This window comes from Saccharopolyspora griseoalba (assembly GCF_042665275.1).
Lineage (GTDB): Bacteria > Actinomycetota > Actinomycetes > Mycobacteriales > Pseudonocardiaceae > Saccharopolyspora > Saccharopolyspora griseoalba.
In genome coordinates, this window is record NZ_JBHTCJ010000001.1 from 151,381 (window position 1) to 166,744 (window position 15,364).

Genomic DNA, 15,364 nt, shown 5'->3' on the forward strand with positions numbered 1-15,364 from the left:
CCGCGGGTTCCGGATCACGGTGATTGCGCGCGACAAGCAGCGCATTGATGGTAACGATAACCATTATCGTCTTGAGGGGAAACCCGATGGCTGCGAGGGGCGTCGAGTGCGATGACAGCGATGGGGCCGCGAGGGCTGACCGGCGCCCGGAGAGCGGTCCGCTGCTGTGGGCCGTGCCGATGGCGGGGAGTTCGCGCCGGCCTCGCCTGAGACCAAGCGGTCGTCCCACGCGGGGGCTCCGACCCGACCGGAGCCGCCTCGCAGGCTCGGGGCGCTCGTCCACGGCGAGTTGTCGAGACGGAGATGGCCTGACCAGCTCGGCCACGGTGCGCTTGATAATGGCGGCATGAGCGAACCGCCAGACGGCCTGCCGCGCTACCGCCTGCTGACCGGGCCCGACGACGAGAGCTTCTGCCGCAGAGTGAGCGAAGTCCTGGCGCTGGGCTACGAGCTGCACGGGCCACCCAGCGTCACGTTCAACGGGGTGGACGTCATCGCGGCTCAAGCCAGTTCTGTGGCCGGACAGGGCCTAGTTCGGCCCGATCGGCTCATTCGGGGTTCGCGGGCTTGAGCTGTCGTGCGAGACGCGATTCGCACGACAGCGCTCCCGCGGTTCTGGTGCGAGGTCGCGCGCCGAGCGGATCATCTTCGACGTGCCGATGATCTGGGTCAGGCTCGGGCGATCGCGCTTCTGCTCACTCGCCGGTGCGACTCGCGGCCTCGCGCGCCAGCCGCCGGGTCGACGTGCGAGCCGGCGGTTCGTGCAACAACTGCTCTTCCTCGATCCGCTGCAGCAACTGCTCGGCGTCCTGGATTGCGAGTCGCAGTCCCGATCTCACGGGTGCGCGGGCCTCGTCGGTGCGCGCGCCGAGATCAGAGTTGGACAGAGCCGTCATGCGGTGGATGTGCAAGAACAAGGCATCCTGTGCGTCCATGTGGCCCTCCGCAGTTTCGAATTCCAGCATGCCCACCGATGACTCGACGGGGGAGGGTCGTAAGTCCCGTTCCGTGTGAAAATCGCCGCGATCGGCCCCTTGTGGTCCTGCCTCGCGACGGTCTCAGTTCCGCGCCGCTGGGATCGGTGCGCCGCGAGGTGGAGCAGGACTGCCGATGCGAGCGTGGCGTCCGCATCGGCGGAGGGACGCCAGCGGAACCGCATCGACGGCCAGTGCATCAGGTGCGTCGAGCGATGCGGTGGTACATCAGCGCGCCGGCCGCGACGGCTGCGGGGACGGCGATGTAGGCAGCGGCGAACGGGGTGACGAGAGCGGTCAGAGCGAAGGCGACCACGGCGGTCAGTCGAGCCCGTCCGGACAGCAGGCGGATGCCGGCCGCGGTGCCGATGAGATAGGTGATCAGCACCAACGTGGACGGGATCGCCACGAGGTCTTCGGTGCCCCAGTGATTGAGGAAGGCCAGCACCAGCCCGCTGCCGCCGATGCCGACCACGGTCCACACCCCCACGGCGGGAACACCGCGGTTGCTCAGCCGCGCCATTGGCGCCGGGAGCCACCCATCGCGCGCGAGGGCACAGCCAAGACGCGAGAGAGCTGCCATGAAGGCGTTGGTGGTGCCGAGGCTGATGACGACCGCGAGCGCGCCAGCTGCCGTGGCGGCGCTGACGCCGAGGCTGTCGCCGAACACGCGGCCGATCGCGATCCGGTCGAGGCCGGGCGTGCCGTAGGTGCCGGTGACCACGACCGCGAACGCCACGCCGAGATACAGGACGAGAACGATCGCCACGGTGATCGCGCTGGCGCGGGTGAGGTCGCGGCGGACATCGCGGAACTCGCCGGCCAGGTGGGTGACGGCTTCCCACCCGGCGAAGGCGAAGAACAGCACGACGGCGGCTTGCCCGATCCCGCTGATCCCGTGCGGCGCGAACGGAGCGAAATCAGCGCGCTCGACGTGGGGTGCGGCGGCGAGCGTCACGATCAGCAGCAGGGCGGCGACCCCTGCGGCCAGCACGAGCTGCACCCGGCCGCTCAGACGCAGCCCGGCGAGGTTCGAGGCCGCCGCCAGCAGCAGGATCCCGCCGGCGAAGGCGAACGCGGAGCGCTGGTCGACCTGCAGAGCCGCGGCCACGTAGTAGCCGCCGGTCAACGGCACGATGATGTGGCCGAGCGCGACGGCCACGAAGTACCACCAGCCGGCCACACCCCCGGCGGTCGAACCGAAAGCGCGGCTGGCGAAGGTCGCGATCCCGCCGGCGTCGGGGAACCGGGTCGCCAGCGCCGCGAAGGTCAGCGCCAGCGGTAGCCCGAGCAGCCCCACGAATGCCCAGGCCAGCAGCGAAGCCGGACCGGCCAGCGACGCGGCTTGACCGGGCAGCACGAGCACACCGGCCCCCAGCACGGCGCCGACGTACAGCGCCACCGCCTGCCCCAACCCGATCGACGGCCGCAACGACCGACGTCGTGGCGCCTCCGTTCCGATTCCGGTGGCCGGTTCGTCTTCCTCGGAGGTCATCGCGCGGGCTCCTCGCTCGGTGCCGCGGCTCAGCCGTCCCGCGACCCGGACCCGTGCCGCGGCGGTGTCGCTGTCTCGATCAGCATCGCCGCCACCGGGCACCCATCACGAGTGGCATAGTTGCCACCATGCGCAAGGATGTTGCCGCCCACTCGGTCGCGGTCGCCGTGACCGCTCACGCGCCCCTGTTCGAACTGGCGGTGCCCTGCGAGATCTTCGGGATCGACCGTCCCGAACTGGCCGACCCGTGGTACCGCATGCAGGTGTGCAGCCCGGAGCCCGACACCCCCGTCGCGGCCGGATTCGTCGCTCAGAGCACAGCCGGGATGGCCGAGCTGGCCCGAGCCGACACGGTCGTCGTGCCCGCCTGCGCCAGCGTGCACGCCGGCCCGCCCGAACCGCTGGTGCAGGCCGTGCGCACCGCCTACGACAACGGGGCGCGCGTCGTCGGCATCTGCTCCGGCGCCTTCGTCCTGGCCGCCGCCGGCGTGCTGGACGGGCGACGTGCCACGACCCACTGGATGCATGCCGACGAACTGGCCCGCCGCCACCCGGCGGTGCGGGTCGACCCGAGCGTGCTCTACCTCGAAGACACCGGGGTTTTCACCTCGGCCGGCACCGCCGCCGGCATCGACCTGTGCATGGAGCTGGTGCGCCGCGACCACGGCACGGCCGTCGTCAACGACCTGGCTCGGCGCCTGGTCGTGCCGCCCCACCGCGACGGCGGCCAAGCCCAGTACATGCGCCTGCCCGCAGCGACTCCGGACGACACCAGCCTCGCGCCCCTGCTCGAGTGGGCCCGCGCGCATCTCGACCAGCCGCTGACCCTGGACGACCTCGCCCAGCGCAGCCACCTCAGCCGCCGCACCCTGGCCCGGCGCTTCGAGGATTCGGTGGGCATGTCGCCGCTGCGCTGGCTGCAGCACGAACGCATCCGGCACGCCCAGCACCTCCTCGAAACCACGATCACGCCCGTCGAGCGCGTGGCCGCCCTGGCCGGGCTCGGCAGCGCGGCGAACCTCCGCCGACACTTCGCCGACCACGTCGGAGTCTCACCCGGCAGCTATCGCCGCACCTTCACCGCGACGGCTCATCAGGACGATCGCCACGCGCCAGAGGTGCGGCGCGGCGCGGCGCGGCCGTTCGCTGATCGTTCCGATCAGCCGCGTCCGGGGCCTCGAGTTCGGGGCTTCCCGACGTGATCGCCGCAGCGGACCTAGCCGGCGCTTCCTGGTCGTCGGGGTTCGTCGACCTGCTCGTACTCGCCCTCGCGGTCGAGCTCGACCGAAGCCGGATGCTCGTCGTGACCAGTCGTGGGGCGATGGTAGCGGTCCGGTCCCGACGCGGTGCGGCAGTCGCGCGCGGTCTGGCTGCGCGCGAGCTGAAGCGGTCACGGCGCCGTCCTCGGCCGTTCCATCGCGCTTCGCGCGTGGAACGTCGCCGATCGATCGCTCCCCGTGTTCGATGCGGCCACTAATTGCTATCGGTTATCGTTTCCAATAACTGATCGCGGGGTTTTGGAGGGTTGCTGTCCGCATGCGTGGATCTCGGCGGTGGAGTGCGTTATTCGGCGTGGTGCTGGCCGCACTGCTGTTGGCTACCGGGTGCTTCCCCGCTCCGCAGCGGGGTGTGGACGCTGGTCGGTTGAAGGTGGTGATGATGCAGCCGCCCCGGTCGGCGCTCAGCCCGTTCAGCGACGATGCGTTCAAGCTGTCCCGGTTGGGCATCGCCGAGACGCTGGTGAACCTCGACGCGGAGGGGAACCCGCTGCCGGGCCTGGCGGTGTCGTGGCGCCCGGTCGGTCCGACCGGCTGGGAGTTCAGCCTCCGGCCGGGCGTGCGCTTCCACGACGGGACGAGCCTCGACGCGGCCGTCGCGGTCAACGCGCTGAGCCGCGCGACGCGGGCGCAGCCGAAGCCGAGGATCCTGGACGGTTTCGAGCTGGCGGTGTCCGAGGCCGGTCCGGATCGGTTGGTCGTGCGCACGGCCGAGCCGGATCCGATGCTGCCGCAGCGGCTTTCGAGCCCGCAGCTGAGCGTGCTCGCCACTGCGGCCTACCGGCAGGACGGGACGGTCGACCCCGCAGGAGCGGGCAGCGGCCCGTTCGTGCTCACCGAGCTGCGCGGGTCCGAGGGGGCGAGCCTCGACCGGTTCGACGAGCACTGGAACGGCCCGGCGAAGGCGCCGGGGCTCGACGTCTCGTTCGTGCCGGACGGTTCGGCCCGCGCTGCGGCGCTGCGCACCGGCACCGGCGATATCGTCGAGGCGATCCCGGCCTCGCAGGCCGCGCTGCTGGACCCCGGGACCTTCACCGAGGTTCCGATGCCGCGGACCAACACGCTCTACCTGAACAGCCGACCCGGAGGGGTTTTCGGCGACGCGGGGCTGCGCGCCGCGGTCCGCGAGGCGATCGACGTGGCGCCGATCGTGGCCGGTCCCTACGAGAAGCGCGCCGACGTCGCGCAGGGCCTGCTCGGGCCGGCCATCTCGTGGTCGGGCCAGCGCCCGCCGCGAACCGGTGCGACGCCGCCCACCGCCCCGCACGGCCAGCGGATCACGCTGGCGACCTTCAGCGACCGCGCCGAACTGCCCGAGGTCGCGGCGATCCTGGAGCAGCAGCTGGAACGCGCCGGTTTCCAGGTCGAGCTGGTGGTGCGGGAGTACTCGCAGATCGAAGCCGACGCGCTGGAAGGCCGGTTCGACGCGTTCGTCCTCTCCCGCGCGACCGTGCTCGACTCCGGTGACCCGGCCGCCTACCTGCGCAGCGACTTCGCCTGCGACGGCGGGTTCAACCTCTCCGGGCTGTGCGACGCGGCCGTCGACGCCGCGCTGCGCGAGGCCGAGAGCGAGGGCGACATGCGCGCCCGCCGCGCGAAGATCTTGCAGGCGGAGCGGGAAATCCTGCGCACCGGCGCGGCGATCCCGATGCTGCACGAGCGGGTGGTGCAGGGCAACGCTCCCGGCGTGCACGGCGCCGCGTTCGACCCGCGCGAGCGGCTGCTGGTGCAGCGCGACACCCACAAGGTCGCGGAGTGATCTCGGCCAAGCTCGCGCTGACCCGCACGTTCCCGCTGCTGTCCCGGGCCGGTGCGCTGGTCGCGATGATCGCGCTCGTCGGGTTGCTGCCCTGGCTGTCCGGTCGTGATCCGGCGTGGAGCGTGCTGCGGGCGCAGTCGGCGGAGCGGGAGGCGACTCCGGAAGCGCTGGCGGCGATCCGGGAACGGCTCGGGCTCGACGCCGGCCCGCTCGGGCTGCTCGGGCACTGGCTGGCCGGGCTGTGGAGCGGGGACCTGGGCACGTCCTGGGTGTCGGGCAAGCCGGTGCTGCCGGGCCTGCTCGGCAGCCTGGGGGTCTCGCTGACGCTGATGGGCGGTGCGATCGCGGTCGCCCTCGTGGTCGCCGCCGCGCTGGCGGCGCGGGTGCTGGCGGACGCCTCGCGCGGCGAGGTCCACCACCGCAGCGGCGCGGGCGCGGCGATGTTCACCGCGGTCCCGGAGTTCGTGCTGGGATCCGGCCTGATGGTCGTCTTCGCGGTCTGGTTGCGCTGGGCACCGCCCTACGGCTGGGCCGGTCCGGAGAACCTGGTGCTGCCCGCGATCGCGATGGGCCTGCCCGCCGGGGGGCTGCTCGGACGTCTGCTGCAGGACGCGCTGCAGAGCGCGGCCGCCGAAGCGTGGACGCGGACCTGGCTCGTGCTGGGGGCGCGGCGCGCGACCGTCGCGGCGGGCGTGCTGCGTCGCGGTGTCCCGTCGCTGCTGCCGCAATTGGCGCTGGTGGTCGTGGGTCTGCTCGGCGGCGCGGTTGCGGTGGAGGAGCTGTTCGCGGTGCCGGGCGTGGGACGGCTCGCCCTGGGCGCGGCCATCGCCCAGGACCTGCCGGCGCTGCAGGCCGCCCTGCTGGCGTTGCTGGTGCTGGGCGTGCTCGCCGGAACGGTGTTCGGGCTCGCCCAGCTGCTGCTGCTCGGGCCGGCGTTGCGCGGCGCGTCGATCCCGGCCGCCGCCGAGGTGCGAGCGCGACCGGGGCGCGTGGGCCGTGCGCTGCCGGTGGTGCTCGGCGGTGCGCTGCTGATCATCACCGTGGCCGGACTGCTGCGCGACCCGACCGCGGTCGACACCTCGCTGCGGTTGGCCGCGCCGTCGTGGGCGCATCCGTTCGGGGCGGACGCGCTCGGTCGTGACGTGCTCGCCAGGCTCGGCCGCGGTGCGGTGCGCACCGTGCTGGTGGCGGCCGCGATCACGGCGGTGTCGCTCGCGGTCGGGCTGGTCCTCGGGTTGCTCCCGGGCATCAGCGGGCCGGTCGAGGTGATCAACGCCGTGCCGCCGGTGGTCGCCGGGCTGCTGACCGCCGCGATCCTGGGGCCCGGGGTGTTCGGCGCGGCCGCGGCCGTGGCCGCGGTCGCGTGGGCACCGCTGGCCGCCCACACCAGCGCCTTGGTGCGCGAAGAGCTCGCCACGACCTACGTGCGCGCGAGCCGGACCTCCGGCGCGGGCGGGGGATGGATCATGCGCCGGCACGTGTTGCCCGCGGTGCTCCCGCCGGTGGCGCGCCACGCGCTGCTGCGGTTGCCGGGCGTGGCGCTCCACCTGTCCTCGCTGGGCTTCCTCGGACTGGGTGCGCAACCGCCGGTCCCGGAATGGGGGCTTCTCCTGTCGGAATCGATGCCCTACGTGGAACGGGCACCGTGGGCCGTCCTCGCGCCGACGGTGGCGTTGGCCGTGCTCGGCGCGTTCGCCATCTCGGTGTCCACGACCTGCGCACCACGACCGGATCGGGGGCGGGAATCGTGAGCGGAGGAACGGGTCTGCTCGAGGTGGACCAGCTGAGCGTTGCTTTCGGCGACCGGAAGGTGGTCGACGCTCTCGACCTGCGCATCGACGCCGGTTCCCGGGTCGGCTTGATCGGCGAGTCCGGGTCGGGCAAGTCGTTGACCGCTGCGGCCATCGCCGGGGTGCCCCCGCTCGGAGCCGAGATCACCGGGAGCGTGCGCTACGAGGGGCAGGAGCTCCGCGGCCTGCGCCACGGCGCGCGCAGCAGCGGGATCGCGCTGATGGGCCAGGACGCGTCGACCGCCCTGAACCCGCTGGTGCGCGTCGAGCAGCAGCTCGCGATCCCGCAGCGGCGGCGAGGTGCTGCTCGCCGGCAGCGCGCCGCCGAGCAGCGGGAACTGCTCACCTCGGTCGGTCTCGACGCCGATCGGGTGCGGCGCGGTTATCCCGGCCAGCTCTCCGGCGGACAGCGCCAGCGAGTGCTCCTGGCCATGGCGCTCGCGGCCCGCCCCCGGCTGCTGATCGCGGACGAACCGACCTCCGCGCTCGACCCGACCGTGCAAGCCGAGGTGCTGGCCCTGCTGCACGAGCTCACCACCGCCCGGTCGGCTGCTGGTGAACCGCCGTCCCTGCTGTTCATCAGCCACGACCTCGCGGTGGTGGCCCAGCTGTGCACGCACGTCGTGGTGCTGCGCGCCGGTCGGGTCGTCGAACGCGGACCGGCCTCCCAGATCATCACCGCGCCGGAGCACAGCTACACGCGGGAGCTGCTCGAAGCCGCCCGCTCGATCGGGATGCCGCAGGAGGTGTCATGAGCTCGACCGGCGAAGTCCTCTTCGACCTGCGCGGCGTCGGACGTTCCTACCCGGACGCGCGCGGCGGGTTCCTCCGGCGGGTGCGGCAGGTCGCCGCGCTCCGCGAGGTCGATCTGACCGTCCGGCGCGGCGTGAACCTCGGCGTCGTCGGCGAATCAGGTGCCGGCAAGTCCACGCTGCTGCGGCTGCTCACGGCGCTGGACCGCCCGGCAACCGGGTCGATCCACTACCGCGGGCACGAGCTCAGGCCCGACCGGCCCCGGTCGCTGCACCAGTTCCGGCGCGAGGTGCAGATGGTGTTCCAGGACCCCACGAGTTCGCTCGATCCGCGCTGGCGCGTGCGGGACGTCGTCGCAGAACCGCTGGTGTGCCTGGGAATCGGCGGCGACCACCGGCAACGGGTTGCCGAGGCGCTGCAGGAGGTGGAGCTCGAACCCGGTACGGCGGAACGCCTCCCGGCGGAGCTCTCCGGAGGGCAACGCCAGCGCGTCGCGCTCGCCCGCGCGCTCGCCCCGGACCCCGACGTCCTCGTCGCCGATGAACCGGTGAGCGCGCTGGACGTCTCGACCCGCGCGCGCGTGGTGGAGCTGCTCGCCCGGCTGGTCCAGGACCGCGGGTTGACGCTGGCGCTGGTCTCGCACGACCTCGGGGTCGTGCGACGCCTCTGCGGTGAGGTGGCCGTTCTCGACGACGGCCACCTCGCCGAACTGGGACCGACGGAGGAGGTGTTCGCCGCACCCCGCACCCCGTGCACTCGCAAGCTGCTCGACGCCGTGCCCAGGATCCCGCGCTGAGCGCGGCGAGAATCGCGGCTCGCGCGGGGACCCCGTTCGTCCGGTGGCGATCCGGGGCCTGCCAGCGATGAGGGAGACCTCCCGAAGATGACCGCCTCCTCCGACACCCGGAGCCCTCTCCGTTCTGATCGGCCGCGGGTGGTGAAGGTCACCGTGCTCAGGTGGCGGCACAGGTAGTGTCGATCCGCCCGGCGTCGAGGTCTGCGGAGCGGGAGGTTTGCGGATGTTGCACGAGCGGTTGGAGCCGATCTACGAGGTCGTGGTCGAGCGCAACCACGGTGAGGTCGAGTTCCACCAAGCGGTTCGGGAGGTGTTGGAGAGCATCGGCCCGGTGCTGGCCAAGCATCCCGAGTACGCCGAGCACAAGGTCATCGAGCGGCTCTGCGAACCGGAGCGCCAGATCGTGTTCCGCGTGCCGTGGGAGGACGACCGCGGGGAAGTGCACATCAACCGCGGCTTCCGGATCGAGTTCAACAGCGCGCTCGGGCCGTACAAGGGCGGCCTGCGGTTCCACCCGTCGGTCTACCAGGGCATCGTCAAGTTCCTCGGGTTCGAGCAGGTCTTCAAGAACGCGCTGAGCGGTCTGCCCATCGGGGGCGGCAAGGGCGGCGCCGACTTCGACCCCAAGGGTCGTTCGGATCGCGAGATCATGCGGTTCTGCCAGAGCTACATGACCGAGCTGCACCGGCACATCGGCGAGTACACCGACGTGCCGGCAGGGGACGCGGGCGTGGGCGGGCGCGAGATCGGCTACCTGTTCGGCCAGTACAAGCGGATCAGCAACCGCTACGAGTCCGGGGTGCTCACCGGCAAGGAGCTCGCCTACGGCGGGGCGAGGGTGCGCACCGAGGCGACCGGGTACGGCTGCGCGTTCTTCGTGCAGGAGATGCTCGCCGCGCGCGGCGATTCCTTCGAGGGCAAGCGGGTCGTGGTCTCCGGGTCGGGCAACGTCGCGATCTACACGATGGAGAAGGTGCACCAGCTGGGCGGGATCGTGGTGGCCTGCTCGGACTCGGACGGGTACGTCCACGACGAGCAGGGCATCGACGTCGAGCTGGTCAAGCAGCTCAAGGAGGTCGAGCGCGGGCGCATCGGCGACTACGCGCAGCGGCTGCGCGGCAGGTTCCTGCGCGGGCGGCGGGTGTGGGAGGTGCCCTGCGAGGTCGCGATGCCCTCGGCCACCCAGAACGAGATCAACGGCGCGGACGCGGTCACGCTGGTGCGCAACGGGTGCATCGCGGTGGGCGAGGGGGCGAACATGCCCTGCACGCCCGAGGCGGTGCGCGCCTTCCAGGAGGCCGGGATCGCCTTCGGACCGGGCAAGGCCGCCAACGCCGGGGGAGTGGCGACCTCGGCGCTGGAGATGCAGCAGAACGCCTCGAGGGACAGCTGGAGCTTCGAGTTCAGCGAGCACCGGCTCGAGGAGATCATGCGCGACGTGCACGCGCGCTGCCACGACACGGCCGCCGAGTACGGGATGCCCGGCAACTACGTCGCGGGCGCGAACATCGCGGGGTTCACCCGCGTGGCCGATGCGATGCTCGGCCTCGGGCTGATCTGACCGGCCGCGACCTCCCGTCCGAGCGCGAACCGGCCTCGTCCACCACGGGTGCGCTGCGGTGGACGAGGCCGGCTCGCCTCGTTCGCGGGTGGCGAGCGCCGCCGTCACCACGCGCGAGCCACCCCGGCGCTCGCGCACCGTGACGCGGGCGGATCTCGTGGTCAGCGGCGGCGGACGCCGATGAAGGAGGTGCTGTTCTTCAACCTGCGGTACGCCGTCCGGGCTTGCGAGAAGACCGGGTGCTGCTCGCTGAGGTGGACCAGCGTCCGCCGCACGCCCTCAGGTGCTGGTGGGGGACGGTGATCGCCCTTCGCCTCCTCGGCGGCGATGTGCTCGATCAGCCCGGCCAGCGACTCGATGGCCACGTCGATGAGCTGGCCCTCGTCGGCGTGGTCCGGGTGGGGGCCGCCTCCGGGCGGGTCGGCGGCGGGAACGAGTTCGTCCAGGTCACCCACCACGTCGTAGTCGGCCGCGGCGAGTTCGGCGACCAGTCGCTGGGCGCGCTCGCGCACCCGGTGCCAGTCCTCGGCCGGCACCTCGAGGCGGCTCTGCGGCTTGCGGGCGCCGAGGATCCTGGTCGCCAACTGGTCCTTGACCACGATGTCGTGGTCCGGCCAGCGCAGCCTGCCCTCCAGGGCGGTGTTGAGCCTGCGGACGAGTTCCACCTCGGCGACGCCGAGCGAGGCGTTCTTGGCGCCCCCGCGGGTCTCCGAGGAGCAGGGGTCGATGCCGATGAGGCCGGCGAAGCGCGCCCACAGCAGGTCGAAGGGCCGATCGGGAGGTGGCACGGTCACGAGGTGCACCCGCTCCGGTGGGATCCGGCGGGCCCACCTGGCCAGGACCCGCGGCAGGTCCTGGCGCTCCCAGAACAGCTCGGACAGCCAGTGCGGCGGGTCGTCGTCGCCGAAGACCCCTCGGCTGAACTCGGTGTAGCTGAGCGTGTGGCGGTTCTTGACGTCTTCCTGCCACACCGCAGGCAGCTGCCGGGCGAGGTCTCGCGCGGTGCACACCAGGTGCACCTCGGCGAAGGCGAGGTCGCCCAGGGCCCGCTCGACCTCGTCCTCGCTGGCCGTGCACAGCAGCTCGTGCGACAGCACCACCGTTGCCGGCCAGTCCCGTGCCTCGTCCACCAGGCGCGTCCACGCGCCCGGGACCTTCTCGTCGAACCAGTCGTCCTGGAACTGCATCTGCTGGAGGTCCATCGTCCCGAAGAAATGATCCTCGGGGCGTTGTCCCGGATACAGGACGCCCTGCTGCTTCAGCGACTCCCGGTTGCGCCACAGAACGTCCTGCAGGTACGTGGTACCCGTCTTCGGCGAGCCGAGGTGTAGATACACTCGCTTCGTCCTGTCCGTCATTGCCCATGACTTTAAACCGCCTACCGCGCGATGCGTGCGTTGAGGTATTTGTTACCGATGTCGGGCGGCGTCGGCCGAGAACGGAACACCGAGCGAAACTCCCACGAATGATCATTCGGGAAGCGAGGCTCCATGCGCACCCCCACCACCTCGACTGGCATGACGTTGTGGCTCACCGGACTCCCCGGTTCCGGAAAATCGACCCTCGCGCAGGCGCTCGCGCGGGAGCTCGGCGGCAGCGGGTTCCGGACCCAGGTGCTCGACGGCGACGAGCTGCGGGCCAACCTCTCGGCCGATCTCGGGTTCACCGAGCGCGATCGCAACGAGCACACCCGGCGCGTGGGCTTCGTCGCCCAACTCCTCGCAGGTCACGGGGTGGTCGTGCTCGTCCCGGTGATCGCGCCCTACCGCCGTTCGCGGGCCGATGTGCGGGCCCACCACGAGCAGCGGGGGACGCCCTACGTGGAGGTGCACGTGTCCACCCCGGTCTCGGAATGCATGCAGCGGGATCCCAAGGGGCTCTACGCGAAAGCCGCCGCGGGTCGCATTCCTAACCTCACCGGGTACAACGACACGTACGAAGAACCGGACAGCCCGGATATTCGGGTGGACACCACGGATATCGACCTGAACGGAGCCAGCGAGCTCGTGATGAAGCTGCTCGCGAAACGAGGTCTGCCCGTCGGTTCGTGAATCGATTCGGCGGGCGGGAGCGGAGTCCGAACGACTCGATTCCGCTTGCAGTTCACCGTGGCTGGACGGGTGATTTGACCGAATCTTCCGCTCGGTTCGAGACCGGGTTCTTCGGCAGGTTTCCAACAGCAATTCCCGCGCGCGCTTCGGCTGGTCGCAATCGACCTCAACGCGGCTCTCGGCGGGCGCTGCCCTCTCCGCTCGACCCGAGCGCCCACTGCTGCGGGAACGGCGTCGACCACGCCGGGGGCGGGCGCTGGTCGCGTCGGAGCGTCAGGTCGCCGCGGCGGCGATCGCCTCGGCGCCGCGACGGGCGAGGGTCCCGAGTTCCGGGAACCGGGACTCCGGCACGCGGTCGCGAGGTCCCCAGATGCTGACGATGGCGAACGGCCGCTGCCGGGCGTCCAGCACCGGTGCCGCGATGCCGTAGACCTCGTTCTCCAGCTCGCCGACGCTGACGCTGTAGCCCCGCTCGCGGATGTCGGTCAGCTCGGTCAGCAGCGCGTCGCGGTCGGTGCGGGTCGTCTCGGTGAACTCCGCCAGCGGCGAGCCGAGGATCGCCTCGACCTCGTCGTCGGGGAGCCAGGCGAGGAACGCCTTGCCGGCGGAAGTGGCGTGGATGGGGACCTGCTTGCCGAGCCACCGCGCGCTGAGCACCACCGGCGGTGCCACTTCGTCCACGTAGGTCAGGCCGAGCCGCTGCACCACCGCGAGGTTCGCGGTCTCGCCGGATTCCCGGCTCAGCCGCTCCAGCACGTCGTGCGCGCGGCGGACCAGGCCGTCCACGCCGGCGGTGGCGGCCATCCGGCTGATGGCGAACCCGATGGAGTAGCGGTTGGTGACCGGGTCGCGCTCCACCAGCGCGTGGTGCTCGAGGGTGGCCAGCAGGCGCCAAGCGGTCGCGCGGTTGAGCCCGCACTCGACGGCCAGCTCGGCGGCGGAGCGGCCCTCCGGCGCGTTCGCGGAGACCGCGTTGAGCAGGGCGACGGCGCGGTCCAGGGATTGCACGCGTCCGCTCGCCTGCTCCTCGGTCGTTGCGCGCGTCGCTTCCGCACTCATGGCGCCCACCCTAGTCCAGCCGGGTTGTTCGGCTGCTGCGCGGCTGATTCGTCTTGACGCTCTCCCGCGCCGCCGTCTAACGTCGCGCAATGCGAACAGGAAACGCGCATTGTGAGACATGATGGAACGAGTTTGCACGCCGTACGAAGGCAGCGGTCACCGACCGTGGGACGACGCGGCCGAGATCCCCGCACCGCTGCGACTCCACCGCGCACCGGTCAGCCCGCGGTGGGTCGACTACAACGGGCACATGAGCGAGTCCTGCTACTTGCTCGTGTTCGGCGACAACTCCGACGCCTTCTTCCGCTACCTCGGCATCGACGAGCAGTACCGGCAGAACGGGCGCTCGCTGTACACGGTGGAAAGCCACCTCCACAACCGGCGCGAGGTCGCCGAGGGCGAACCGCTCGCGCTGAGCCTGCGGGTGCTCGACACCGACGCCAAGCGGGTGCACGTCTTCCACGAGATGCGGCACGGCGACACCGATCTCCTGCTGGCCACCGCCGAGCAGATGCTCGTGCACGTCGACACCGCGGCGGGCCGGTCGTGCGAGCTGCCCGACCACCTCCAGCACCGCCTGCGCGCCATCCACCAGGCGCACGCGGCCCTGCCGGTACCGGACGCCGTCGGCCGCCCCATGGGCATCCGGCGCTGAGCAACCCAGGAGCACAAGTGGACTTCGAGCTCACCGACGAACAGCGGATGATCGTCGACACCGTGCGCAAGTTCGTCACCGCAGAACTGGAACCGCGCGAGGACGAGGTGGAACGCCGCGACGAGGTGCCGCCCGAACTCGCCGCGGAGATCCGCCGCAAGGCGCTCGACGCCGGTCTCTACGCGGCGAACATGCCCGAGGAACTCGGGGGCGGCGGGCTGGACGCGACGAGCATGACCCTCGTCGAACGCGAACTCGGACGAGCGAGCTACGCGCTGCAGATGCTGGTGGCCCGACCGAGCAACATCCTGCAGGTCTGCCAAGGGCAGCAGCGCGACCGCTACCTGATGCCCGCGATCCGCGGCGAACGCCACGACTGCCTGGCCATGACCGAGCCCGGCGCGGGCTCCGACGTGCGCTCCATGATCACCCGGGCGGACCGCGACGGCGACGAGTACGTCCTCAACGGCACCAAGCACTTCATCAGTCACGCCGACGCCGCCGACTTCGTGATCCTCTTCGCCGCTACCGGCACCGAGCAGACCTCCCGAGGGCCGAAGAACCGGATCACGGCGTTCCTGGTCGACTTGGACACCCCCGGCCTGGAGGTTCGGCGCGGCTCCGCTTGCGTGTCCCACCGCGGCTACCACCAGTGCGAACTGGTCTTCACCGACTGCCGCGTCCCGACCGGGCAGCGGCTCGGCGACGAGGGCCGGGGCTTCGAGCTGATGACCGAGTGGCTGGGCGCCAGCCGGCTCAGCGTCGCCGCCACCAGCGTCGGCCGAGCTCGACGGGTGCTGGAGATGACCACGCGGTGGGCCGCGGAACGCACCCAGTTCGGCCAGTCCATCGGCCGGTTCCAGGGCGTGAGCTTCCAACTGGCGGACATGGCGACGGAACTGGACGCGGCGGAGATGCTCACCCTGCGGGCGGCGGCCAAGCTCGACCGCGGGCTGATGACCGACCAGGACGCGGCCATGGCGAAGCTGTACGCCTCCGAAGCGCTGGGACGGATCACCGACCGCGCGGTGCAGATCTTCGGGGGGATGGGCCTGATGGCCGAGCTGCCGATCGAGCGTTTCTGGCGCGACGCGCGGGTCGAGCGGATCTGGGACGGCACCAGCGAGATCCAGCGCCACATCATCTCCCGGTCCCTCCTGCGCCCCCTGGGCTCGTGACCTGGTGCCGGCCCGA

At 71.6% G+C, this 15,364-nt stretch carries 14 protein-coding genes; 10 read left to right on the forward strand and 4 right to left on the reverse strand.

Annotated elements, in window-relative coordinates:
• The first annotated feature begins 346 nt into the window (after positions 1–346).
• Positions 347–571 (forward strand): DUF1737 domain-containing protein, encoded by a 225-nt coding sequence (locus ACFQRI_RS00690; protein ID WP_380662881.1) that lies wholly within the window; start codon positions 347–349, stop codon positions 569–571.
• A 124-nt stretch (positions 572–695) separates the two neighbouring features.
• Here ACFQRI_RS00690 and ACFQRI_RS00695 read toward each other — a convergent pair whose 3' ends face one another.
• Both ACFQRI_RS00695 and ACFQRI_RS00700 read right to left on the reverse strand, forming a co-directional pair.
• Entirely contained in the window at positions 696–971 is a 276-nt protein-coding gene (locus tag ACFQRI_RS00695; protein ID WP_380662884.1) for a hypothetical protein, read from the reverse strand.
• A gap of 202 nt (positions 972–1,173) precedes the next feature.
• Entirely contained in the window at positions 1,174–2,469 is a 1,296-nt protein-coding gene (locus tag ACFQRI_RS00700; RefSeq protein ID WP_380662886.1) for an APC family permease, read from the reverse strand.
• Positions 2,470–2,597: 128 nt separating this feature from the next.
• Between ACFQRI_RS00700 and ACFQRI_RS00705 the strand changes: the two genes are divergently transcribed.
• The 6 genes from ACFQRI_RS00705 to gdhA all read left to right on the forward strand — a co-directional run bounded on the left by ACFQRI_RS00705 (position 2,598) and on the right by gdhA (position 10,405).
• Positions 2,598–3,671 (forward strand): helix-turn-helix domain-containing protein, encoded by a 1,074-nt coding sequence (locus ACFQRI_RS00705; RefSeq protein ID WP_380662889.1) that lies wholly within the window; start codon positions 2,598–2,600, stop codon positions 3,669–3,671.
• 457 nt (positions 3,672–4,128) lie between these two features.
• Complete coding sequence (locus tag ACFQRI_RS00710) at positions 4,129–5,505, forward strand: ABC transporter substrate-binding protein (protein ID WP_380662891.1); 1,377 nt, start codon at positions 4,129–4,131, stop codon at positions 5,503–5,505.
• The gene (locus tag ACFQRI_RS00715; RefSeq protein ID WP_380662893.1) at positions 5,502–7,256 is read left to right on the forward strand and encodes an ABC transporter permease subunit; all 1,755 of its coding nucleotides are present in this window, start codon (positions 5,502–5,504) and stop codon (positions 7,254–7,256) included. Before ACFQRI_RS00710 ends, ACFQRI_RS00715 begins: the two co-directional genes overlap by 4 nt.
• Positions 7,253–8,050, forward strand: coding sequence for an ATP-binding cassette domain-containing protein (locus ACFQRI_RS00720; protein WP_380662896.1), 798 nt, complete (start codon positions 7,253–7,255; stop codon positions 8,048–8,050). The genes ACFQRI_RS00715 and ACFQRI_RS00720 overlap by 4 nt, the downstream gene beginning before the upstream one ends.
• Complete coding sequence (locus ACFQRI_RS00725; protein WP_380662899.1) at positions 8,047–8,844, forward strand: ABC transporter ATP-binding protein; 798 nt, start codon at positions 8,047–8,049, stop codon at positions 8,842–8,844. Before ACFQRI_RS00720 ends, ACFQRI_RS00725 begins: the two co-directional genes overlap by 4 nt.
• A gap of 223 nt (positions 8,845–9,067) precedes the next feature.
• The gene (gdhA, locus tag ACFQRI_RS00730; protein ID WP_380662901.1) at positions 9,068–10,405 is read left to right on the forward strand and encodes an NADP-specific glutamate dehydrogenase; all 1,338 of its coding nucleotides are present in this window, start codon (positions 9,068–9,070) and stop codon (positions 10,403–10,405) included.
• Between the two features lie 161 nt (positions 10,406–10,566).
• Here gdhA and ACFQRI_RS00735 read toward each other — a convergent pair whose 3' ends face one another.
• The gene (locus tag ACFQRI_RS00735; protein ID WP_380662904.1) at positions 10,567–11,763 is read right to left on the reverse strand and encodes a hypothetical protein; all 1,197 of its coding nucleotides are present in this window, start codon (positions 11,761–11,763) and stop codon (positions 10,567–10,569) included.
• 132 nt (positions 11,764–11,895) lie between these two features.
• Here ACFQRI_RS00735 and cysC point away from each other — a divergent pair, with 132 nt between their 5' ends.
• The gene (gene cysC / locus ACFQRI_RS00740; RefSeq protein WP_380662907.1) at positions 11,896–12,456 is read left to right on the forward strand and encodes an adenylyl-sulfate kinase; all 561 of its coding nucleotides are present in this window, start codon (positions 11,896–11,898) and stop codon (positions 12,454–12,456) included.
• 273 nt (positions 12,457–12,729) lie between these two features.
• On the opposite strand, the gene ACFQRI_RS00745 is transcribed toward cysC, so the two are convergent.
• Complete coding sequence (locus ACFQRI_RS00745) at positions 12,730–13,515, reverse strand: IclR family transcriptional regulator (RefSeq protein WP_380662909.1); 786 nt, start codon at positions 13,513–13,515, stop codon at positions 12,730–12,732.
• A 118-nt stretch (positions 13,516–13,633) separates the two neighbouring features.
• Between ACFQRI_RS00745 and ACFQRI_RS00750 the strand changes: the two genes are divergently transcribed.
• Both ACFQRI_RS00750 and ACFQRI_RS00755 read left to right on the forward strand, forming a co-directional pair.
• Positions 13,634–14,170, forward strand: a complete 537-nt coding sequence (locus tag ACFQRI_RS00750) for a thioesterase family protein (RefSeq protein WP_380662912.1) — start codon at positions 13,634–13,636, stop codon at positions 14,168–14,170.
• Positions 14,171–14,187: 17 nt separating this feature from the next.
• A complete protein-coding gene (locus tag ACFQRI_RS00755; protein ID WP_380662915.1) occupies positions 14,188–15,348 on the forward strand; it encodes an acyl-CoA dehydrogenase family protein in 1,161 nt (386 codons plus the stop codon).
• Positions 15,349–15,364 lie beyond the last annotated feature (16 nt).

Excerpts from the sequence above, each read along its gene's own strand:
- ACFQRI_RS00710 (WP_380662891.1), top strand. The coding sequence starts at position 4,129 with ATGCAGCCGCCCCGGTCGGCGCTCAGCCCGTTCAGCGACGATGCGTTC.
- ACFQRI_RS00690 (WP_380662881.1), top strand. The coding sequence starts at position 347 with ATGAGCGAACCGCCAGACGGCCTGCCGCGCTACCGCCTGCTGACCGGG.
- ACFQRI_RS00745 (WP_380662909.1), bottom strand. The coding sequence starts at position 13,515 with ATGAGTGCGGAAGCGACGCGCGCAACGACCGAGGAGCAGGCGAGCGGA.
- ACFQRI_RS00700 (WP_380662886.1), bottom strand. The coding sequence starts at position 2,469 with ATGACCTCCGAGGAAGACGAACCGGCCACCGGAATCGGAACGGAGGCG.
- ACFQRI_RS00705 (WP_380662889.1), top strand. The coding sequence starts at position 2,598 with ATGCGCAAGGATGTTGCCGCCCACTCGGTCGCGGTCGCCGTGACCGCT.
- ACFQRI_RS00735 (WP_380662904.1), bottom strand. The coding sequence starts at position 11,763 with ATGACGGACAGGACGAAGCGAGTGTATCTACACCTCGGCTCGCCGAAG.
- ACFQRI_RS00750 (WP_380662912.1), top strand. The coding sequence starts at position 13,634 with ATGATGGAACGAGTTTGCACGCCGTACGAAGGCAGCGGTCACCGACCG.
- gdhA (WP_380662901.1), top strand. The coding sequence starts at position 9,068 with ATGTTGCACGAGCGGTTGGAGCCGATCTACGAGGTCGTGGTCGAGCGC.
- cysC (WP_380662907.1), top strand. The coding sequence starts at position 11,896 with ATGCGCACCCCCACCACCTCGACTGGCATGACGTTGTGGCTCACCGGA.
- ACFQRI_RS00725 (WP_380662899.1), top strand. The coding sequence starts at position 8,047 with ATGAGCTCGACCGGCGAAGTCCTCTTCGACCTGCGCGGCGTCGGACGT.